Origin of the sequence: Mitsuaria chitosanitabida ATCC BAA-476 = NBRC 102408, assembly GCF_001598255.1 — a bacterium.
In the GTDB taxonomy this organism is placed as follows: domain Bacteria; phylum Pseudomonadota; class Gammaproteobacteria; order Burkholderiales; family Burkholderiaceae_C; genus Roseateles; species Roseateles chitosanitabidus.
Map to the genome: position 1 here is coordinate 200,808 of NZ_BCYP01000033.1, position 20,323 is coordinate 221,130.

Sequence of the window (20,323 nt, forward strand, 5' to 3'; positions counted from 1 at the left end):
ACGGGCCGACAGCGGGGGCGCGCTCAGCGCAGGCCGGCCTGGCGTTCCTTGGCGGCCTTGGCCGCCTCGCTGCCGGGATACGCCTTCTGCAGGTCGTCCAGGGTCTTGCGAGCGGACTTGTTGTCCTTGAGCTCGATCTGGCAGTTGGCGATGGCCAGCAGGCTCTCGGCCGCGCGCGGGTGATCGGGGTTCGCGGCGACGAAGGCCTTGAACGTGGCGATCGCGCCCTTGTAGTCGCGCTTGCCGTATTGCGCATTGCCCAGCCAGAAGCGGACCGAATCGCCGTAGCCGCTCGCCGGGAAGCGCGTCAGGAAGGACGAGAACGCCGACACCGCCTCGTTGAAGTCGCCGCGACGGATCTGGCCCATGGCCGCGTCGAACTGGCGCTTCTCTTCGGGGTCGGCCTGGAATTCCTTGCCGTCCAGGGACACCTTCTGCGGCTCCAGCGGGCGCAGCCGGTTGTCCAGCGTGGCCGACTGGTCGGCCACCTTGCGTTGGGTGTCGGACAGATCGCGCGCCAGCTGTTCGTTCTGCCCGCGCATCTTGGCGAGCTCCGAACGCAGCGAATCGATCTGTCCGGACAGATCCAGCAGACCGCGCCGGGCGGTCTCGAGCTGGCTCTGCAGATCAGCGATGCGAGCACGTTGCGCTTCCTCGCTCTGCGCCTGCTTGCTGCGCAGATCGAGGATGGCCTTGCGGGCCTCGTCGTCCTCGAAGAGCGCGGCGCGCGCGGGTTGCCCCGCCACGCCCAGAGCGAGCACCACGGTCAGCGCGGCGGCTTGCGCCACGGCGCCCAGATCGCGGCCGACGGAGAGTCGAGAGAATCGAGAAAGACGCAGCATGCTCATGTCACCGATTTACTTGTCGCGCAGTTCGACGCGACGGTTCTTGGCCCAGGCTTCTTCGGTGTGACCCGTGTCAGCCGGACGCTCCTTGCCGAAGCTCACCGGCTCGACCTGGTTGGACGACACGCCCAGCAGCGTCAGCGACTTGGCCACGGCCTCGGCGCGCTTCTGGCCCAGGGCCAGGTTGTACTCGCGGCCGCCGCGCTCGTCGGCATGGCCTTCCAGCGACAGCTGCAGCGTCTTCTTGTTGTTCAGACGCTTGGCGTGGTTCTCGATCAGCGAGCGGTAGTCGTCCTTGACCACGAAGCTGTCGAAATCGAAGTACACGACGCGCTGGTTGGACACGGCGGCGTCCAGCTGGGCGCCGAGGTCCACGGTCTGGACCGGACGCTGCGAACCGGCATTCGGGTCGGCCTTCGGCGGCTCGGCTTGCGCCACGGGGGCCTTCGTTTCGACCGGAGCCGGCTCATCCAGCTTGGTGGAGCTGCAGGCGGACAGGGCAGCCGCGGCCACCAGGCCGAGCATCAGTTTTTCGAATTTCATGGGCGTTCGCTCCTATGGGTCAAGGAAAGGCGGGGGGAGAAATGCAGGACCAGCCGGCCAACTGCGCCGCCGGTGAAGCCGCAAAGAAAGCAATTGTGAATCATCGGCTAACACAAAGGCGAGGCAGACGACACCTCGCGCAAGTCCCTATGCATGGGCGCGCTCGCGGCTCGCACAAGGCGGGCGAAGCGCGACGCCAACGTAGGCAAAGCGTGTGCCCGCGTGCGGCGCATGCATGGCGTCAGTTGCCGAACGGGCCCCAGGCCGGTTCGCGGATGTCGGCGACGTTCGGGGTGGCCAGCTTGGCCTTGACCTTGCCGTCCAGCGTCGAGGTCATCAGCACGTCCCGGCCGCCGGCGCGGGTCGCGTAGACGATCAGCTTGCCGTTGGGCGAGAAGCTCGGGCTCTCGTCGTCGCTGGTGTCGGTGATCTGCTGCACCTGGCTGCTGCCCAGGTCCATGACGCAGAGCTTGAAGGTGCCGCCGCCCACGCGCGTGATGTAGGCCATCGTGCGGCCGTCCGGGCTGATGGACGGGCTGATGTTGTAGTTGCCGGCGAAGGTGATGCGCTCGGCGCTGCCGCCGCTGGCCGCCATGCGGTAGATCTGCGGGGCGCCGCCGCGGTCGCTCACGAAGTAGATCGAGGCGCCGTCGGGCGAGTACACCGGCTCGGTGTCGATCGCCGAGGTCTGCGTCAGGCGCTTCACGCCCGAGCCGTCCTTGTTGATCACGAACAGCTGCGAGCCGCCATCGCGCGACAGCGTCATCGCCAGTTGCTGACCGTTCGGGGAGAACGCCGGGGCGCTGTTGCTGCCGCGGAAGTCCGCGATCTTGCGGCGCTTGCCGGTGCGCAGGTCCTGGATCCAGACCACCGCCTTGCGGGTTTCGAAGGAGACGTAGGCCACTTCGTTGCCGTCGGGCGACCAGGCGGGCGAGATGATCGCCTCGGGGCTGTTGAGCACGGTCTGCTCGCCCTCGCCGTCCGCGTCGGCGACGCGCAGCGAGTAGCGGGGGCCGGCCTTGTTCACGTAGACCAGTCGGGTCGCGAAGACGCCGCGGTCGCCGGTGAGCTTCTGGTAGATCGCGTCGGCGATCTTGTGCGCGGCCAGGCGCAGGTCGGCGGCCACGACCGGGACGCTCTCGCTGCCCAGGTCGCTGCCCTTGACCACGTCCCACAGGCGGTAGCGCACGTCGAAGCGGCCATCGGCCAGACGCGTGGCCGAGCCCGCGGCCAGCGCGTCGGCGGCGCGGGCGCGCCAGTCGACGAACTGGGGCTGGGAGGTCTCGGTCATGCCGGCCTGCCCGGGGACGAGGCTGAACTGGCCGCTGCGCTCCAGGTCGGCGCGGATGATCGCGGCCAGCGGTTGGCCGGTCGTGCCTTCGTCCTTGAAATCGCTGATCGCGATGGGCACGCGGCTGGCGCCGACACCGGCGATCTCGACGCGGAACTGCGCCCAGGCCGGCGTGCCGGCCATGAGCACGGCACCGAGTCCGGCCGCGCCGCCGAGCAGCGAGCGGCGCGTCAGTGCGGGCGAGGAGGTGGAGTCTTGGAGAGAGACGGACACGCCGCTGAGGTCAGCGGTCGCGGAACGGGAGATGGCGTTCGTTTTGGTGCTCATCGGCTTGCAGAACGAATGGAGCCCCGATTGTGCCCGAGGCCCGCGTCCGTGTTACAGATCGCTGTGGTTACAAAGGGCAAAGCCCTCGGCAAGGAACGCTCCCGCACGTCCTGGCACCCCACACCGCCCCGGTGCCCGGGCGAGCGCTTCGCTCACATCAGCACGATGTCGTAGTGCTCGGTCTGGTTCGTCGGCTCGGCGGTCAGCGAGATCGGCTTGCCGATGAAGTCCGAGAGTCCGGCCAGATGCTGGCTCTCCTCGTCGAGCAGCATCTCCACGACGTTGGCCGCTGCCACGACGCGGAATTCCTTGGGATTGAACTGCCGCGACTCGCGCAGGATCTCCCGCATGATCTCGTAGCAGATGGTCCGCGCCGTCTTGACCTGCCCGCGGGCGTCGCAGGTCGGGCACGGCTCGCAGAGCATGCGGGACAGCGACTCGCGCGTGCGCTTGCGGGTCAGCTCGACCAGCCCCAGCTGCGTGAAGCCGCCCACCGTGACCTTGGTGCGGTCGCGGTTGAGCTGCTTGCGGAACTCCTGCAGCACGGCGGTCTTGTGCTCCTCGCGGGTCATGTCGATGAAGTCGACGATGATGATCCCGCCCAGGTTGCGCAGCCGCAGCTGGCGCGCGATCGAGCCCGCCGCCTCGAGGTTGGTCTTGAAGATGGTGTCGTCGAAGTTGCGCGCGCCGACGAAGCCGCCGGTGTTCACGTCGATCGTGGTCATCGCCTCGGTCTGGTCGACGATCAGGTAGCCGCCGGACTTCAGGTCCACGCGCCGCGCCATCGCCCGGACGATCTCCGCGTCGATGTTGTTGAGGTCGAAGATGGGCCGTTCGCCGCGGTACAGGTCCAGCTTCGCGGTCGCCGCCGGCATGTAGGTCTCGCCGAAGGCGCGCACCACCTCGTACTGCAACTTGGAGTCGATGCGGATCGAGTTGGTCCGCTCGCTGGCCAGGTCGCGCAGCACGCGCTCGACCAGGCTCAGGTCCTGGTAGAGCAGGCTGCCGGGGGGCAGCGTCAGCGACTTGTCGCGGATCGAGTTCCAGGTCTTGCGCAGGTAGGCGATGTCGGCGCCCAGCTCGGCGTCGTCGGCCTCCTCGGCATTGGTCCGCAGGATGAAGCCTCCGGTGTTGCCGTCGTTCACGCCGGCCGAGACCAGCGTCATCATGCGCGCCCGCAGCGCGTCTCGCGTCTCGGGCGAACCGATCTTCTGAGAGATGCCGATGTGGTTGTCCTGCGGCAGATGCACCAGCAGCCGGCCGGCGATGGAGATCTGCGTGGACAGCCGCGCGCCCTTGGTGCCGATCGGGTCCTTGATGACCTGCACGGTCAAGGCCTGACCCTCGTAGACCTGGCGCTCGATGGGGATGGCCTGGCCGTTCTCCCCGTGATGGCCGCGCGGATGCACGCCGTTGAGGTGCAGGTCGGCCACGTGCAGGAAGGCCGCGCGCTCCAGGCCGATGTCGATGAAGGCGGACTGCATGCCGGGCAGCACCCGCGCCACCTTGCCCAGATAGACGTTGCCGACGAGGCCCCGCTCCAGGGTCCGCTCGACGTGCAGTTCCTGCACGGCGCCGTTCTCGACGATGGCCACCCGCGTCTCCTGCGGGGTCCAGTTGATCAGGATGTCTTCCATGTTCTTGTGCTCCAAGCGCTCTCGTCAGTCTCGTCGGACCTGCGGGCCTCGTGGCGCTCGAGGTCCACGAGACTGACGGGAACGCTCGGCGGGCCCGCGGCCCGCCTCCCTGTGCCCTGGCGCCCTCGCCTCAGACCTCGAAGCCGGCCTGACGCAGCAGCTCGGCGGTCTCGAACAAGGGCAGGCCCATGATGCCCGAATAACTGCCCTCGATCCGCTCGATCCAGGCGGCGGCCTGGCTTTGTATCGCATAGGCCCCCGCCTTGCCCATCGGCTCGCCCGAGTCGACATAGGCCTGGAGCCGCGCCGCGCCGATCTCGGCGAAGCGCACGTGGGACACGTTGACCGCGGCCAGCACCCGTCCGCCGGGCAGGCCCAGCGCGACCGCCGTCAGCACGCGGTGATCCTGACCGGAGAGGTCGGCCAGCATGGCCGCCGCATGGGCCGCGTCCTCGGGCTTGCCCAGGATGCGGCCGCCCAGCGCCACCGTCGTGTCGGAGCACAGCACCGGCGCCGGCGGCAGGCCGCGGCGCTCGCGACGCGCCAGCGCGGCGACGAGCTTGGCCTCGGTGACGCGGCGCACGTAGTCGTCGGGCGACTCGCCGGCGCGCTCCGCCTCCAGCGCCTCCGCGTCCTCGTCGGCGCCGGGCAGCAGCAGTTCGTGGCGGATGCCGATCTGCGTCAGCAGTTGGCGCCGGCGCGGGCTCTGCGAGGCGAGATAGACGAAGTCGGCGCCCGCCGGCGCATCGGCGCCGGTGGAGGTGACGGAAGTCGAGGTCGAATCGGAGGGGGCTGCGGCGCTCATGAGGACGGGGACTGGCTGGGGGAAGACGTCGTCCGGAGGCCGGCGCTCATTCACGGTGATAAGGATGGCCTTCCATCACCGACCACGCGCGGTACAGCCCTTCGGCGAGCAGCACCCGCACGAAGGCGTGCGGCAGGGTCAGGTCGGAGAGCCGCAGCTTCTCGTCGGCGCGCGACTTGATGCTGTCGTCCAGCCCATCGGGCCCGCCGATGAAGATCGCGACATCGCGACCATCGCCGCGCCAGGCCTCGATGCGCTGCGCGAGCTGCTTGGAGGTGACGCGATCGCCGCGCTCGTCCAGCACCACGCGCCGCGCGCCCTTGGGGCAGGCGGCGTCCAGGCGCTGGGCCTCGGCGGCCATCAGCTGCTCGGTGGACTTGCCGGTGGTGCGCGGCTCGGCCTTCACCGCCTTGAGCTCCAGCCGCATCTCGGGCGGGAAGCGCTTGGCGAAATCCTCGTAGGCCTCATCGGCCCAGGCCGGCATCTTCTGGCCGACCGCGCACAACACCAGCCGCACGGGATCAGGCCTTGGCCTTGGACTTCGTGCCGGTCTTGACCGTCGTCTTCTTGGCCGCGGGCTTGGCGACCTTGGCCGCCGGCTTCTTCACCGCGGGCTTGGCCGCGGCGACCTTCGGCGAGACCTTCTTGGTCGCCGGCTTCTTGCTGCCGACCTTGACGGTCTCCACCGGCGCGGCCTTCACCGCCGGCTTGCGGGCCGACTTGGTGGCGGGCTTGGCGGCCGCGGACTTGGTGCCGGTGGCCTTGGTCGCGGGCTTCCTGGCGGCGGGCTTGGCGGCGGCGGCCTTGGCCGGCTTCGCCGCGGCGGACTTGGTGCCCGTCGCGCGCGTGGGGGCCTTCTTCGAGGCGGAGGCCACGGCCTCGCCGTCGACCGACTTGGCCTTGGCCGGCTTCTTCGCCGCCTTCTTGGCCTTGGGCGCGTCGTCCTCGTCGTCCATCGGCTCGGAGGCCTTCACCAGGCGGGTCTCGCCGCTGGCGACCTTCATCTTGACCGGCTTGCCGCCCCAGATCTCTTCCAGGTGGTAGTACTGGCGGATCGCCGGCTGCATCAGGTGCACCACGGCCGCGCCGCAGTCCACGATGATCCATTCGCCGTTGTCCTCGCCCTCGGTGCGCATCACCTGCATGCCGCGCGACTTGACCGTCTCACGGACGCTGGAGGCCAGCGCCTTGGTCTGCCGGTTGCTCGTGCCCGAGGCGATGATCACCCGCTCGAACAATGGGGACAGACGCTCGGTGTCGAAGACCACGATGTCCTGGCCCTTCACGTCTTCCAGACCATCGACGATGGCACGTTGCAGTTTCTTGATGTCCATTCAGCTCTCACTGTAGAGACGGTGGCGGGCAATATAACCCGCGACCGCTTCGCCCACCACGGGCCTCGCGTCAGCACCCTCGGCCGCCAGACGGCGGGCCTCGGTGGATGACCATTGCAGCACCGGCATGTCCAGCCGGACCAGCCGATGCGGCCGTTCCAGCAGCGCCGCCGGCGCCCTCACCTCGTCCTGCGCGCGGGCCGCGACTGCCAGCCCCATGCGCTCGACCAGTTCCTCCCAGCCGTGCCAGCTCGTCAAGCCGGCCAACTGGTCCTGTCCCAGCACCAGCCACAGCCTGTCGTCGGGACGCGCCTGCTGGTACTCGCGCACCGACTCGAGCGTGTAGCTCGGCCCGGCGCGCCTCAATTCGCGATCGTCGAGGACGAAGCGCGCATCGCCGCCCGGCCCCTCGATCATGAGCCGCACCATCGCGGCCCGATCCTCGCCCGACGCCATGCGGCGTCCGGCCTTCTGCCACGGCTGGCCCGCCACGACCCAGCGCACCTCGTCCAGCGCCAGCCCCGTCAGCGCCGCATGGGCCAGCGCCAGATGCGCCCGGTGCACGGGATCGAAGGACCCGCCGAACCAGCCGACCTGCCGCGCGGCGGCCTTGTTGTCGCTCACGCCCACCCGCGCCTCAGAACCAGAGATGGGTGGGCGCCTCGTCCGCCCAGTCCCGCGGGCGGAGGAAGTCGCTGTACAGCTTCGCCTCGGGCGAGCCCTCCTCCGGATGCCAGTCGTAGCGCCAGTGCGCGACGGGAGGCATCGACATCAGGATCGATTCCGTGCGCCCGCCCGACTGCAGTCCGAAGAGCGTGCCCCGATCGAAGACCAGGTTGAACTCGACATAGCGTCCGCGCCGGTAGGCCTGGAACTCCCGCTCGCGCTCGCCGTAGGCCAGGCCATGGCGGCGCTCGACGATGGGCTCGTAGGCCGGCAGGAAGGCGTCGCCCACCGACTGCATCATGCCGAAGGCCGCGTCGAAGCCGCCGTCCGCGTGATCGTCGAAGAAGATGCCGCCCACGCCGCGCGGCTCGTTGCGGTGCTTCAGGAAGAAGTAGTCGTCGCACCACTGCTTGAAGCGCGGATACAGGTCCGCGCCATGCGGCTCCAGCGCCGCGCGGCAGGTGCGGTGGAAATGCTGGGCGTCGCGCTCGAAGCCGTAGTACGGGGTCAGGTCCATGCCACCGCCGAACCACACCACCGGCGCCGCGTCCACCGGGAGCGCCGCGAACATGCGCACGTTCATGTGGACCGTCGGGACGAAGGGGTTGTGCGGGTGCAGGACCAGCGACACGCCCATCGCCTCGAAGGGGGCGCCCGCGAGCTCGGGCCGGTGGGCCGTCGCCGAGGGCGGCAGCACGCGGCCGCGCACATGCGAGAAATTGACCCCACCGCGCTCGAACAGGCCGCCGTTCTCGATCAGGCGGACCACGCCGTCGCCCTCGAGGCGGCCACCGGGCTCGCGCTGCCAGGCGTCCATGAGGAAGGGCTGGCCATCCAGCCGTTCCAGCGTCGTGACGATGCGCTGCTGCAGTCCGAGCAGGTAGTCGCGCACCACTTCCGTATTCATCTCTGGTCTCCCTCGTCGCGCGCGGATGGTGTCGGGGCCGGCGCCTGGGCGTCCGGCTTCAACCGGATCAGTCCGGCGTTCTCGGGCCGCTTGCCGCGGCGGCCCTTCAGGATCTCGGCGAAGAGCGCGAAGTCCCGCTCGGGATCGCCGCTGATCTCGACGAAATCGGTGAACACCACGCGCTTCGTCGCGAAGTCGAACGAGGCCAGGCCCACGGGCACGCCCGCCTGCACGGCCACGTGGTACGCGCCGGACTTCCAGTGATCGACATAGCCCCGCGTCCCTTCGGGCGCGACGATCAGCCAGAAGTGCTGGTCGCGCGCCTTGGCCTCGCGCATCTGGGCCGCGGTGTCGCCGACCATGCCGTTGGCCGCGCGCCGGTTGATCGCCACGCCGCCGATGGCACGCATCCAGTGGCCGAAGACCGGCAGCCGGAACAGGCTGTCCTTGGCCCAGAACTTGAGCTGGAAGCCCAGGCTCCATTTGGCCAGAACGCCGATCGGGAAGTCCCAGTTCGAGGTGTGCGGATAGACCAGCACCACCCCCTGCCGCGCGGGCAAGCCCTGGCACACGACGCGCCACCCGAACAGGCGCAGCACCGCCGTGGCGAGCGCGCTGCCGTTCAGGAAGGGCGTCAGCGGGCCGGTCCAGCGGCGCGGGCCGCGGGCGCTCGCCAGCGCGCCAGCACCGGCGTCCGGCACCGCGCCGGGCGCGGCCGAAGCCGGGCTCGTCGCGGAGGCCGGAGAAAGGGGCGGTGGGTCGAAGCTCAAGATCGGGGTGGGGCGTTCTCGTTCGGAGCGAGGCTGGGGTCGGGTCCTGTCGCGCGGGTCCGGTCGTCGGCTCAGCGCTTGATGGCGCGGTAGCCGATGTCGTGGCGGAACTGCTTGCCGTCGAACTGGATGGAGGTCAGCGCCTGGTAGGCGTGCTGCTGGGCATGGCGCACGGCCTCGCCCAGCGCGGTCACGCACAGCACGCGACCGCCGCTGGTGACCAGCTGGTCGTCCTGCAGCGTGGTGCCGGCGTGGAAGACCATCGCCTCTTCCGAGTCCTCGGGCAGTCCGGTGATGACGTCGCCCTTGCGCGGCGACAGCGGATAGCCGCTGGCGGCCATCACCACGCCCAAGGCGGCGCGACGATCCCATTGCAGCTCGGCCTGGTCCAGCGTCCCGTCGGTCGCGTGCATCAGCACCTCGAACAGGTCGCTCTTCAGGCGCATCATGATCGGCTGCGTCTCGGGATCGCCCATGCGGGTGTTGAACTCGATCGTGCGGGGCTGGCCCTGCGCGTCGATCATCAGGCCGGCGTACAGGAAGCCGGTGAAGGGGACGCCATCGCGGGCCATGCCCTGGATGGTCGGCATGATGATCTCGTGCATCACCTTGGCATGCACGTTGGGCGTCACCACCGGCGCGGGGGAGTAGGCGCCCATGCCGCCCGTGTTGGGGCCCTGGTCGCCATCCTGCAGACGCTTGTGGTCCTGGCTGGTCGCCAGCGGCAGCACGTTGCGGCCGTCGCACAGCACGATGAAGCTGGCTTCCTCGCCCTCGAGGAACTGCTCGATGACGACGCGCGCGCCGCCTTCGTTGTGGACCACGCCCAGCTTGTTGTCGGCCAGGATCCAGTCGATGGCCTCGTGCGCCTCGGCCAGCGTCATCGCGACGACGACGCCCTTGCCCGCCGCCAGGCCGTCGGCCTTGATGACGATGGGCGCGCCCTGCGCGTCGACATACGCGTGCGCCTGCGCCGCGTCGGCGAAGGTCTCGTAGGCCGCCGTCGGGATGTTGTGGCGCTTCATGAACTCCTTGGCGAAGGCCTTGGAGCTCTCCAGCTGCGCGGCCGCCTTGGTGGGGCCGAAGATGCGCAGGCCGCGGGCGCGGAACTCGTCGACCACGCCGGCGGCGAGAAACGCCTCGGGGCCGACCACCGTCAGCGCGATCTTCTGTTCCTGCGCGAAGTCGGCCAGCGCCTTCACGTCGGTGATGGGGACGTTCTTGAGCTTGCTGTCGCGCGCGGTGCCGCCGTTGCCGGGGGCCACGAAGACCTGACTGACGCGCTCGCCCTGCGCCAGCCGCCAGGCCAGCGCGTGCTCACGGCCGCCGTTGCCGAGGACCAGGACCTTCATTCGGAAATGCTCGCGTTGTGATAGACCTCCTGGACGTCGTCCAGGTCCTCGATGATGTCCAGCAGCTTCTGCATGCGGGCGGCGTCGTCGCCGGTCAGGTCGATGGTGTTCTCGGCCCGCATCGTGACCTCGGCGATCTCGGCCTTCAGGCCGGCCGCTTCCAGCGCGTTCTTGACGGCTTCGAAATCACCCGGGGCGGTCAGCACCTCGATCGCGCCGTCGTCGTCCGTGACCACGTCCTCGGCGCCGGCTTCCAGCGCCACTTCCATGACCTTGTCCTCGGACGTGCCGGGAGCGAAGACCAGTTGGCCGCAGTGCTTGAACTGGAACGCCACCGATCCTTCCGTGCCCAGGTTGCCGCCGTACTTGCTGAAGGCGTGACGCACTTCGGCCACGGTGCGGACCCGGTTGTCGGTCATGCAGTCCACGATGACGGCCGCGCCGCCGATGCCGTAGCCCTCGTAGCGGATTTCCTCGTACGTGACGCCGTCCAGGTTGCCGGTGGCCTTGTCGACGTTGCGCTTGATGTTGTCGGCCGGCATGTTGGCCGCCTTGGCCTTCTCGATCGCCAGACGCAGGCGGGGGTTCATCGCGATGTCGGCGCCGCCGGCGCGGGCGGACACGATGATTTCACGCGTCAGACGGGTCCAGACCTTGCCACGCTTCTCGTCCTGACGGCCCTTGCGGTGCTGGATGTTGGCCCATTTGGAATGCCCTGCCATGTCCTGGTTCTCCTGTGACAACGGCCCGGAGAAAACTCCGGGCCGGTGCTGTGGTTGCTTCGTTAGACTGCGATTTTAGCTTTTTGCCTCTGGAGAATTCCGCATGGCCGACCCGATCCTGCTGGCCCGCCACGGCGACATCGAATGCGCGCTGCTCCCCGCGTTGGCGAACCGCCACGGTCTGATCACCGGCGCGACCGGCACGGGCAAGACGATCAGCCTGCAGAAACTGGCCGAATCCTTCAGCCAGATGGGCGTTCCGGTCTTCATGGCGGACGTCAAGGGCGACCTGACCGGCATCTCCCAGGCGGGCCATCCGTCGACCAAGCTGCTGGCCGTGCTGCAGGAGCGCGGCATCGAGCCCCCGCTGTCCCAGGCCTGCCCCACCACGCTGTGGGACGTCTTCGGCGAGCAGGGCCACCCCGTACGCGCCACGGTGTCCGACATGGGCCCGCTGCTGCTGACGCGGATGTTGGCGCTGAACGAGACCCAGGCCGGCGTGCTTCAGATGGTCTTCAAGATCGCCGATGACCAGGGCCTGGCCTTGCTGGACCTGAAGGATCTGCGGGCGATGCTCGCCCACGTCGGCGAGAACGCCAGCCAGTACACGACGCAGTACGGCAACGTCTCGGCGGCCAGCGTGGGCGCGATCCAGCGCGGCCTGCTCCAGATCGAGGCGCAAGGCGGGGACAAGTTCTTCGGCGAGCCGATGCTGGACATCCACGATTTCATGCAGACGGCCGACGGCCTGGGCGTGATCAACATCCTGGCGGCCGACAAGCTGATGGCGGCCCCGCGGCTGTACGCGACCTTCCTTCTGTGGATGCTGTCGGAGCTGTTCGAGACGCTCCCCGAGGTCGGCGACCTGGACAAGCCCAAGCTGGTGTTCTTCTTCGACGAGGCCCATCTGCTGTTCAAGGACGCCCCCGCCGCCCTGGTCGAGCGCATCGAACTGGTGGTGCGGCTGGTCCGGTCCAAGGGCGTGGGCGTGTATTTCGTGACGCAGAACCCGCTGGACATCCCGGACACGGTGCTGGGCCAGCTCGGCAACCGGGTGCAGCACGCGCTGCGCGCCTTCACCCCTCGTGACCAGAAGGCGGTCAAGGCGGCGGCGGACACCATGCGGCCCAAGGCCGGGCTGGACATCGCGATGGCCATCACCGAGCTGGGCGTCGGCGAGGCGCTGGTCAGCCTGCTCGACGACAAGGGCCGGCCCTGCATCACCGAGCGCGTCTTCGTCCTGCCCCCGGGCAGCCAGATCGGCCCGATCACGCCGGAGCAGCGCCAGGCGCTGATCCAGGGGTCGCTGGTGGCGGGCGTCTATGAGAAGCAGGTCGATCGCGAGTCGGCCTACGAGCGCCTCACCGGCCGCGCCGCGGCGACGCCGGCGGCGGCGGGTCGGGCGGACGGCGCGGCGCCGGCACCCCAGGGCGGGTCCGGCGGCTCGGGTGGTTCCATGGCCGACGAGGGCAACGCGGTCTTCCGCGGTCGCGCCGGCTCGACCCCGGCGGCGCCCGCGCCCCAGGCGCCGAGCGGCGGCGGGATGCTGGACGGTCTGAAGGATGTGCTCTTCGGTTCGACCGGCCCGCGCGGCGGCCGCCATGAAGGCCTGGCGGAGACGGCGGCCAAGTCGGCGCTGCGCTCGATCGGGTCCTCGGTCGGCCGCGAGATCGTCCGCGGCGTGCTTGGCGGCCTGCTGGGCGGAGGATCGAAGCGGCGCTGAAGCCGGGCGGGAGGTCTCCCGGGCACCGATCCGGCCGCGGACGGGCCCCGGCCCGCGCCAGCGGCGCCGCCGTTCGCGCCGGACGCCGACCGCTGGCGCCGCATCCCTGCGCTTCGTCGCAGGGCGATGGGCGGCCCGCCGCCGGTCCCCGACAGTCGCGCCATCCCCACCGCGACCTTCATCGGAGACCGCCATGCAACACGCCCCCTCCCTCCTCGACATCCTGGCCCACATCCCCCTGTTCGTCTGGGGCATCCTGGCCGCCATCGTCGCCATGGGCGTCCGGATGTCGCGCCCGATGACGATGGCCCCCAAGCGGGTGGTGGTCGTGCCGCTGATCTGGCTGGCCTTCGGCATCTGGGGGGTGAACAGCACCTCGGGACTGTTCAGCGTCGCCGGACTGGCCTGGGCCGTCGGCATCGCCACCGGCATCACCGTGATCCGCGGCATCGGCTGGCCCGGCCAGGTGAGCTTCGACGCCGCCACCGACCGCTTCCACGTGGGCGGCAGCTGGTTCCCGCTGGTCGTGATGCTGAGCATCTTCGTGATGAAGGCCTATGTCGGCATCACCCTGGCCGTGCATCCGGACGTCGCGCATCAGATCGGCTTCATCGTCGTCACCAGCGCCGCCTTCGGCCTGCTCAGCGGCTGCTTCCTCGGTCGCTCGATCAACATCCTGAGCGCGCGTCCGCGTGGCGTGGCGGCGGTGGCGGTCTGAAGACCCTCACCCCTGCCCTCTCCCGCAAGCGGGAGAGGGGGTAACACCGCACGGGCGTCATCGTGGCCCACACGCTGAGCGCCCCGGCGGCCCCTCTCCCGCTGCGCGGGAGAGGGGGCAAGACCAAGCGCTGCGCAGCCAGCCTCCACCTCGCGCCGTAAGACCAAGCGCTGAGCAGCCAGCCTCGACCTCGCGCCGAATGGCCCCTCTCCCGCTGCGCGGGAGAGGGGTTGGGGTGAGGGCCGTTGAAGTCAGCGAGCCCCACCCAGCCCCCTCTCGGAAGTCAGCGATGATCGCCACCACCTTGCCCCCGAGCCTGCCTCCCGCTCCACCCATGCCCCCGATGCACACCGTCGCCAAGCCGCTGACCGCCCGCTGGCTGCTCAAGCAGCTGACGATCGTCGTCTCCATCGCGGTGGCCATCTCGCTGGTGCTGGTCGCGGTGTTCCGCCAGCCGCCGGGGCTGACCCTGATCTACTGCTCCTTCATCTCGCTGGGCTGCACCTTCTGCATCAACGTGCTGCGCTACGGTCTGGCCTGGATCCGCCGCGCCGTGCTCAGCCGCCTCGGCCGCGTCCCGCGCCAGCCCCAGGACTGGACCGGATGGCCGGGCTGGCCGCTGATGGTCCTGTCGCTGCTGCTGGGCACGCCCGCCGGCTACATCTTCGGCGTCGAGATGGGCAACCTGGTCACCGGCCTGCAGGAGCGCAATCTGACCTCCGTCCCCTGGCGCAGCGCGGTGGCCGTGCTGGTGGTGTCGCTGGTGCCGGGCTTCATCGCGACGGTCTTCCTGCTCTCCCGTCACCGCCTGGCCGACGCCGAAGCCCACGCCGAAACCCTGCGCCGCCAGGCCGCCGAGACCCAGCTGCGGCTGCTCGAATCGCAGCTCGAGCCGCACATGCTGTTCAACACGCTGGCCAACCTGCGGGTGCTGATCGGCATGGATCCGGCACGCGCGCAGGCCATGCTCGACCACCTGATCGCCTTCCTGCGCGCCACGCTGTCGGCCTCGCGCGCCGAGCGCCACACGCTCAAGGACGAGTTCGCCCGGATCCAGGATTACCTGGCCCTGATGCAGGTCCGCATGGGGTCGCGGCTGCGCTTCGAGTTCGAGCTGCCGGCCGCGCTGGAGTCGCTCAGCGTGCCGCCGCTGCTGCTGCAGCCGCTGGTGGAGAACGCGATCAAGCACGGCCTGGAACCGCATGTCGGCGGCGGCACGCTGACCGTGCGCGCCGGCCGCGACGGCGACTGCCTGCTGCTGGACGTCGAGGACGACGGCGCGGGCTTCGATCCGGCGGCGCGTCCCGCGCCGGGTGGCGGCTTCGGCACGACGCAGGTTCGCGAGCGCCTGGCCGTCGCCTGCGGCGGTGGGGCCGGACTCGAGGTCCGGCGCCGCGACGGCGGCGGCACGCTGGCCCGCATCCGCATGCCGTTCCCGGGGGACGTCGACGCAACCGCCACGGTGGCCGCCGCCGGCGCCGCCTGACCCTGGCCGACTGTCTTGCCCCGACATCGACACCCAAATCCCTCTCATCCGGAACCGAGCCCATGCCCACCGCCCTGATCGCCGAAGACGAAGAACTGCTGGCCGCGCATCTGCGGCAGGAACTCAAGGCGCTGTGGCCCGCGCTGGAGGTGGTCGGGATGGCCACGCACGGCGAGGAGGCGGTGACGCTGGCGCTGCGCCACCGGCCCGAGGTGTGCTTCTTCGACATCCGCATGCCGGGCATGACCGGCCTGGAGGCGGCTGCGCAGCTCGCCGACGAGTGGCCGGACGGGACGCCCTTCCCGCTGCTGGTCTTCGTGACCGCCTACGACCAGTTCGCGCTCCAGGCCTTCGAGCGGGCGGCCGTGGATTACGTGCTCAAGCCGGTGCAGCGCGAGCGGCTCGCGCAGACCGTGGGCCGGCTGCAGGCGGCGCTCGCGCAGCGACAGGCGCCACCGGCGGCGCTGGAGTCGGCGATCGAGCAACTGCGCGGACTGCTGGGCGTCGGCGCGACGCCGTCCGTCGGTGCCTCGGGCGGCGCCTCGGCGGGCATGACGCCGAGCACGTCGGCGACCGGCGCGGTCGCGGGCGGCGCTTCGAACGCGTCGTCGGGCTCGACGACGCCGCTGCGTCACCTGCAGGTCGGCGTCGGCGACGCCATCGTGATGGTGCCGCTGGACGAGGTGGTCTATCTGGAAGCCGCGGACAAGTACGTCCGCGTGCTGACCGCCGATCAGGAGTACCTGGTGCGGATCTCGCTGCGCGAACTGCTCCCGCAGCTCGACGCACAGCGCTTCTGGCAAGTCCACCGCGGCCACATCGTGCATGTCGACGCGATCGATCGCGTCCACCGCGACGAGGCCGGCAAGCTCACCCTGCGGCTGCGCCGCCGGCCGGAGAAGCTGGCGGTGAGCCGGATGTACGGGCATCTGTTCAGGGCGATGTGAGCGCGGCCTAGGCCCATGTCAGATGGCGAAGGTGCTGCCGTCCCAACTCACCCTGATCGAGGTCGAGCCGCCGAGCGGCGTCAGGTTGAGGGTGAGCGCTTCGGCTGCTGGCCCGCCCCACAGAGCGAGTAGCAGGTCCCCGTTCGTCTCGACGCTCTTGCTGTAGCGGAACGTGGCGCCCGACGCCGCGCGAATCGAGGCAACGACCGCCGACAGGTCCAGTACATCCCCTTCGGCGAAGTTGTAGTCGAGGACAAGATCGGTTCTGGAGGTCTTGGGCTGTGCCGCGTCCCAGCGGAAGGTATCCGCACCCGCGCCGCCAGACAGCACGTTGAAGTCGTCGCGCCCGGCGAGCAGGACATCCGCGGCGCTCGTTCCGTTCTGGACACGGGGCATCGCCCATACCCAGTCGTTGTTGCCGGTGGGGGACCGCAGACTGATCCACGAAATGGGATCCAGCAGACCATCGACCTTCACCGGCACTCCCACCGCATTGCCGGCCTGATCGACGGCGTACAAGGAGAACAACTGGCGGTAGGTGAACTGCGCCGCGTTGCCATCGTCACCGAAGTCCCGCACGCCCAGCGCCTCCGCCGCGATGCCGAAGGTGCCAGCTGTCGCAAGCAGTCGCTCCGTGCCCCAGACATCGCTCTGATCGAAGTGACCCGGATCGATCGGATGACCTCCCTTGGCCTGGAGCACGAACTGCACGGCCTCGTTCGTTGTCACTTCAAGCGCGCCGCCCTTCTTCAGACGGGCACTCACGGTCGGAGCCGAGGTGTCGTAATCGAAGCTCAGGCTCTGATCGCTGCTCACGTTGCCGGCCTTGTCGATCTGCCGCACTCGCAGTTCATGTCGACCGTCGTGGGTCAGGGTCGACGCCTTGAAGCTCGACCCGGAGCCCTCTTGCCAATCCTGCCCGCCGTTGACGCTGTAGTACCAGCGACTGCCGGACTCCAGACCCAGCTCGATTCGTCCATCGGCATTCAGCGCGCCCGCCAGACGGAATTGACCGACGTCCGACGTCGCGTCGCCAGGCCGGAGCGCGTAGTAGGCGCTGAACGGCGTGGCCGTCTGCAGCGTCGGCGCCGCGACCACCGTGTCGACAGTGAAACGCAGCTCCTGCGTCGAACTCGTGTTCCCCGCCGCGTCGACCTGCCGCACCCAGACGACCTTCGCCCCATCGCCGCTGAACTCCGACGCGGGGATCTCCACGCCACTGCCCGTGCGCCAGGCCAGTTGGTCACGGCTGAACTGCCAGGTGGCCCCGGCCTCCAGCCCGCCGATGCTGACGCCGGCCTTCGAGGTGATGCCGTCGGTGGCGCTCGCGCCGGTGTCATCGGCCAGCGAGGCGGTCGGAGCGGCCGCGACGCGATCCAGCGTGAAGCTCAACGAACCGGTACCGACATTGCCCGCGATGTCGGCCTGGCGAACCTCGACGGTGTAGCTGCCATCGGTGCCGAACTCGGTCGCGGCGATGCGATTGCCACTGCCGGTCTTCCAGGCGCCGGTCCCGATGCGGTACTCCCAAGCTCGCCCCGTCTCGAGACCGCCGACGGCGATGGCTGCATCGCGGGTGATTCGATCGCCATCCACGCCCGTATCGCTCACCAAGGCCGCGCTGACCGCGGCCGCCTGCCGGTCCAGCGTGAAGTCCAGCGACGCTGAACTCACGTTGCCGGCGATGTCGGTCTGTCGCACGTCCACGGTGTAGCGCCCGTCCGCGGCGAACTCGGTCGCCGCGATGCGGTTGCCACTGCCGGCCTTCCACGCGCCGCCGCCGATCCGGTACTCCCAGACCGCGCCGGCTTCAAGGGCGCCGACGGCGATCGTCGCGTCTCGGGTGACCCGGTCCCCGGCGACGCCGGTGTCATCCGCCAGCGCGAGAGTCGGCGATGCGACGCTCCGATCGACGACGTAGGCCAGGTCGCTGATGGTGACGTTGCCGGCGACGTCGGTGTGCCGGATCTCCATGCGATGCGGGCCCTCGCCGCCCGCGGCCGTGGACGCGACACGGTCACCGCTGCCGGCCTGCCAGCCGCCCCCGTCGAGGCGGTAGTCCCAACGTCCGCCCGGCTCGAGACCTCCCACGATCAAGGTGCCGTCGCGCGTGACCCGATCGCCGGCCACACCCGTGTCGTCCGCCAGCGCCACGGTCGGCGCCGTGGCCACGCGGTCGAGCTGGAACTCGAACACCGTCGTGGCCTGGTTCCCCACCGCATCGGTATGCCGGACCTCCGCGCGCTGCCAGCCGTCCGGCGCGGACGAGAACTCGCTGCCGGCGATGCGGTCCCCGCTGCCCGCCTTCCACTCGCCGCCGTTGACACGGAACTCCCATCGGCCGCCGCGCTCGATGGCGCCCACGCTCAAGCTGCCATCGCGCGAGATGCCGTCGCCAGCCAGGCCGCTGTCGTCGACCAGGCCCACCGTCGGTGCCGCCGCCTGACGTTGCAGCTGGAAGACGAGACTGCCGAAGGCCTCGTTCCCGGCGGCATCGATCTGCTGGATGCGGACCGTCTGCGCGCCATCGGCCATGCCGTCGAACGCCGATCGGTCGATGCGATCACCATGCCCCCGCTGCCATTCGCCGCCGTTGATCTGGAAGTTCCAGATGGCGCCGGACTCCAGACCGCCGACGATCACGGTCGGGTCGTGGGTCCGACCGTCGTCCGCCACACCGGAGTCCACCGCCAAGCTGGCCGTCGGCGCGGCAACGCGGGTATCCAGCGTGAAGACCAGCGTCGCGCTCCCCCGATTGCCCGCGCCGTCGACGTGGCGGAGCTCGACCCGGCGCTCACCCGCCTGCGAACCGAACTCCGAGGCCGCGATCGTGTCACCGGTCCCGGCCACCCACGGGCCGCCGTCGAGCCGGTACTCCCAGAGCAGGCCCGCTTCCAGTCCGCCGATCTTCACCGTCGCGTCCCGCGTGATCCCGTCCGCGCTGGACAGCCCGGTGTCGTTCGCCAAGGTGAGGGTCACCTCCGCCGCCCGGGTGTCCAGCACGACGCGCAGGCTGCCGATCGGACCCTCATTGCCCGCGGCATCCGTCTGCCTGACCTGCACCTCCTTCGCGCCATCGCCGCCCAGTTGCGCGGACTCGATCGTCGTGCCCGTCCCGTTCCACCAGCTCACGCCGCCATCGACGCTGTACTGCCAGCGCGCGTCCGCCTCCAGACCGTCGACGCGGAGGGTGCCGCTGCTGCTCCAGCTGTCGGCGGAGGACGTGCCGGTATCCGCCACCAGCGACAGCGCCGGCCCCACCGGCGCGATGGTGTCCATGTCGAACTGCAGCTGCCCCGCGGCGCTGCGTCCGCCTTGTTCGTTGACCTGCGCCACCAGCAAGGTCTTGCTGCCGTCGGAGCCCAGGGCCGTTGGGATCAGCGCGGTGCCACTGCCCGCTTGCCAGGTCTTGCCACCATCGAGCGAATACTCCCAGCGTGCGCCCGTCTCCAGCGCGGCGACGCGGATCTCGCCCGCGGCGCCGAGCAGCCCGTCACGCGACGCCCCGGGCGCATGGAGGGTGAGCTGTGGCGTGGCCGGCGTCGGCACGGCCGGATCCGGCTTCGGTTCAGGCTTCGGTTCAGGGTCGGGATTGGGGTTGGGGTTGGGGTTGGGGTTGGGGTTGGGGTTGGGATTCGGTTCCGGCTTGGGATCCGGCTTGGGTTCGGGTTTGGACTCGGGCACGGGGTCAGGTGTCGACTCGGTTCCTGGCTTGGGTTCGGGATCGGGCTTCGGATCGCCCTGCGGCTTCGTGTCGCTCCCCGATGCGCTCATGACCGCCGCGGCCGACCCCGCGGTCAGCGCGGCGCCCAGCAACCAGGTCGCCATCGCGGCGACGGACTTCTCGGTCGAAGTCTCGTCCTTGCCATTCGACCCGGGGAGGGGTTCCGTCGACTCGCCACCGCCGACCACGGCCGGCCCGGGCGCCGAGGCGGGATCGGTCGCCGACGCCTCCGGCGGCGTGACGATGGCTTCGGCCTGCTCCGGCGTCTGTACGGTCTCGTCGTCAGTCGGGTGCGCCGCGTCGTGCTCGTTCTTGCGCCGACGCTCGACGTCCGGCGCGACGTCCGGCGCGACACCATCCGCGTCAGGCACGCCGGAACGAGCGGGTTGGTCGGGGGAAGGCATGAGGCCGTGTCGGGAGAACTGCATGACGGAGATTCACTGTGGTCAATGGAAAGCTGGCAGTATCAAAAGCACGCCTCCGCGCGGCCATCACCCATCACGGCCATCCCGGCCGACGCGACTCA

At 69.9% G+C, this 20,323-nt stretch carries 17 protein-coding genes; 4 read left to right on the forward strand and 13 right to left on the reverse strand.

Going from position 1 to position 20,323, the window contains the following annotated elements; genetic code table 11:
- Positions 1–23: 23 nt before the first annotated feature.
- From ybgF to MCHT01_RS20355, 12 genes are all read right to left on the reverse strand, one after another.
- Positions 24–848, reverse strand: coding sequence for a tol-pal system protein YbgF (gene ybgF, locus MCHT01_RS20300; RefSeq protein WP_245643471.1), 825 nt, complete (start codon positions 846–848; stop codon positions 24–26).
- A gap of 9 nt (positions 849–857) precedes the next feature.
- Complete coding sequence (pal, locus tag MCHT01_RS20305) at positions 858–1,388, reverse strand: peptidoglycan-associated lipoprotein Pal (protein WP_067067946.1); 531 nt, start codon at positions 1,386–1,388, stop codon at positions 858–860.
- A 241-nt stretch (positions 1,389–1,629) separates the two neighbouring features.
- Entirely contained in the window at positions 1,630–3,006 is a 1,377-nt protein-coding gene (gene tolB / locus MCHT01_RS20310; protein ID WP_084453073.1) for a Tol-Pal system beta propeller repeat protein TolB, read from the reverse strand.
- A gap of 152 nt (positions 3,007–3,158) precedes the next feature.
- On the reverse strand, positions 3,159–4,643 hold the full coding sequence (gene rng, locus MCHT01_RS20315; RefSeq protein ID WP_067068101.1) for a ribonuclease G: 1,485 nt from the start codon (positions 4,641–4,643) through the stop codon (positions 3,159–3,161).
- A 130-nt stretch (positions 4,644–4,773) separates the two neighbouring features.
- On the reverse strand, positions 4,774–5,448 hold the full coding sequence (locus MCHT01_RS20320; protein ID WP_084453074.1) for a Maf family protein: 675 nt from the start codon (positions 5,446–5,448) through the stop codon (positions 4,774–4,776).
- Between the two features lie 46 nt (positions 5,449–5,494).
- Positions 5,495–5,965: a 23S rRNA (pseudouridine(1915)-N(3))-methyltransferase RlmH gene (gene rlmH, locus MCHT01_RS20325; RefSeq protein WP_067067948.1), complete on the reverse strand. Its 471-nt coding sequence runs from the start codon at positions 5,963–5,965 to the stop codon at positions 5,495–5,497.
- Between the two features lie 4 nt (positions 5,966–5,969).
- The gene (gene rsfS / locus MCHT01_RS20330) at positions 5,970–6,782 is read right to left on the reverse strand and encodes a ribosome silencing factor (protein ID WP_067067949.1); all 813 of its coding nucleotides are present in this window, start codon (positions 6,780–6,782) and stop codon (positions 5,970–5,972) included.
- Positions 6,783–7,406 (reverse strand): nicotinate (nicotinamide) nucleotide adenylyltransferase, encoded by a 624-nt coding sequence (gene nadD, locus MCHT01_RS20335; RefSeq protein WP_067068104.1) that lies wholly within the window; start codon positions 7,404–7,406, stop codon positions 6,783–6,785.
- A gap of 13 nt (positions 7,407–7,419) precedes the next feature.
- A complete protein-coding gene (hemF, locus tag MCHT01_RS20340; protein WP_067067951.1) occupies positions 7,420–8,355 on the reverse strand; it encodes an oxygen-dependent coproporphyrinogen oxidase in 936 nt (311 codons plus the stop codon).
- On the reverse strand, positions 8,352–9,125 hold the full coding sequence (locus tag MCHT01_RS20345; RefSeq protein WP_169806175.1) for a 1-acyl-sn-glycerol-3-phosphate acyltransferase: 774 nt from the start codon (positions 9,123–9,125) through the stop codon (positions 8,352–8,354). The genes hemF and MCHT01_RS20345 overlap by 4 nt, the downstream gene beginning before the upstream one ends.
- Before the next feature lie 71 nt (positions 9,126–9,196).
- Positions 9,197–10,477 (reverse strand): phosphoribosylamine--glycine ligase, encoded by a 1,281-nt coding sequence (gene purD / locus MCHT01_RS20350; RefSeq protein ID WP_067067955.1) that lies wholly within the window; start codon positions 10,475–10,477, stop codon positions 9,197–9,199.
- Positions 10,474–11,199 (reverse strand): YebC/PmpR family DNA-binding transcriptional regulator, encoded by a 726-nt coding sequence (locus MCHT01_RS20355; protein ID WP_067067957.1) that lies wholly within the window; start codon positions 11,197–11,199, stop codon positions 10,474–10,476. Before MCHT01_RS20355 ends, purD begins: the two co-directional genes overlap by 4 nt.
- A 103-nt stretch (positions 11,200–11,302) precedes the next feature.
- Between MCHT01_RS20355 and MCHT01_RS20360 the strand changes: the two genes are divergently transcribed.
- The 4 genes from MCHT01_RS20360 (at position 11,303) to MCHT01_RS20375 (ending at position 16,073) form a co-directional block, all read left to right on the forward strand.
- Entirely contained in the window at positions 11,303–12,922 is a 1,620-nt protein-coding gene (locus MCHT01_RS20360; protein WP_067067958.1) for a helicase HerA-like domain-containing protein, read from the forward strand.
- Positions 12,923–13,115: 193 nt separating this feature from the next.
- Positions 13,116–13,640 carry a DUF6622 family protein gene (locus MCHT01_RS20365; protein WP_067067961.1) on the forward strand — a complete coding sequence of 175 codons (525 nt, stop codon included), beginning with the start codon at positions 13,116–13,118 and terminating at the stop codon, positions 13,638–13,640.
- A 334-nt stretch (positions 13,641–13,974) separates the two neighbouring features.
- Positions 13,975–15,126, forward strand: coding sequence for a sensor histidine kinase (locus MCHT01_RS20370; protein WP_245643473.1), 1,152 nt, complete (start codon positions 13,975–13,977; stop codon positions 15,124–15,126).
- A 62-nt stretch (positions 15,127–15,188) separates the two neighbouring features.
- Positions 15,189–16,073 carry a LytR/AlgR family response regulator transcription factor gene (locus MCHT01_RS20375; protein ID WP_067067963.1) on the forward strand — a complete coding sequence of 295 codons (885 nt, stop codon included), beginning with the start codon at positions 15,189–15,191 and terminating at the stop codon, positions 16,071–16,073.
- 18 nt (positions 16,074–16,091) lie between these two features.
- Here MCHT01_RS20375 and MCHT01_RS26425 read toward each other — a convergent pair whose 3' ends face one another.
- Complete coding sequence (locus MCHT01_RS26425) at positions 16,092–20,225, reverse strand: Ig-like domain-containing protein (protein ID WP_067067965.1); 4,134 nt, start codon at positions 20,223–20,225, stop codon at positions 16,092–16,094.
- Positions 20,226–20,323: the final 98 nt, after the last annotated feature.

What these genes read in the sequence shown, in the direction of transcription:
- ybgF (WP_245643471.1), bottom strand. Translation starts at nt 848, where the DNA reads ATGAGCATGCTGCGTCTTTCTCGATTCTCTCGACTCTCCGTCGGCCGC.
- pal (WP_067067946.1), bottom strand. Translation starts at nt 1,388, where the DNA reads ATGAAATTCGAAAAACTGATGCTCGGCCTGGTGGCCGCGGCTGCCCTG.
- tolB (WP_084453073.1), bottom strand. Translation starts at nt 3,006, where the DNA reads ATGAGCACCAAAACGAACGCCATCTCCCGTTCCGCGACCGCTGACCTC.
- rng (WP_067068101.1), bottom strand. Translation starts at nt 4,643, where the DNA reads ATGGAAGACATCCTGATCAACTGGACCCCGCAGGAGACGCGGGTGGCC.
- MCHT01_RS20320 (WP_084453074.1), bottom strand. Translation starts at nt 5,448, where the DNA reads ATGAGCGCCGCAGCCCCCTCCGATTCGACCTCGACTTCCGTCACCTCC.
- rsfS (WP_067067949.1), bottom strand. Translation starts at nt 6,782, where the DNA reads ATGGACATCAAGAAACTGCAACGTGCCATCGTCGATGGTCTGGAAGAC.
- hemF (WP_067067951.1), bottom strand. Translation starts at nt 8,355, where the DNA reads ATGAATACGGAAGTGGTGCGCGACTACCTGCTCGGACTGCAGCAGCGC.
- purD (WP_067067955.1), bottom strand. Translation starts at nt 10,477, where the DNA reads ATGAAGGTCCTGGTCCTCGGCAACGGCGGCCGTGAGCACGCGCTGGCC.
- MCHT01_RS20355 (WP_067067957.1), bottom strand. Translation starts at nt 11,199, where the DNA reads ATGGCAGGGCATTCCAAATGGGCCAACATCCAGCACCGCAAGGGCCGT.
- MCHT01_RS20360 (WP_067067958.1), top strand. Translation starts at nt 11,303, where the DNA reads ATGGCCGACCCGATCCTGCTGGCCCGCCACGGCGACATCGAATGCGCG.
- MCHT01_RS20365 (WP_067067961.1), top strand. Translation starts at nt 13,116, where the DNA reads ATGCAACACGCCCCCTCCCTCCTCGACATCCTGGCCCACATCCCCCTG.
- MCHT01_RS20370 (WP_245643473.1), top strand. Translation starts at nt 13,975, where the DNA reads ATGCCCCCGATGCACACCGTCGCCAAGCCGCTGACCGCCCGCTGGCTG.
- MCHT01_RS20375 (WP_067067963.1), top strand. Translation starts at nt 15,189, where the DNA reads ATGCCCACCGCCCTGATCGCCGAAGACGAAGAACTGCTGGCCGCGCAT.
- MCHT01_RS26425 (WP_067067965.1), bottom strand. Translation starts at nt 20,225, where the DNA reads ATGCAGTTCTCCCGACACGGCCTCATGCCTTCCCCCGACCAACCCGCT.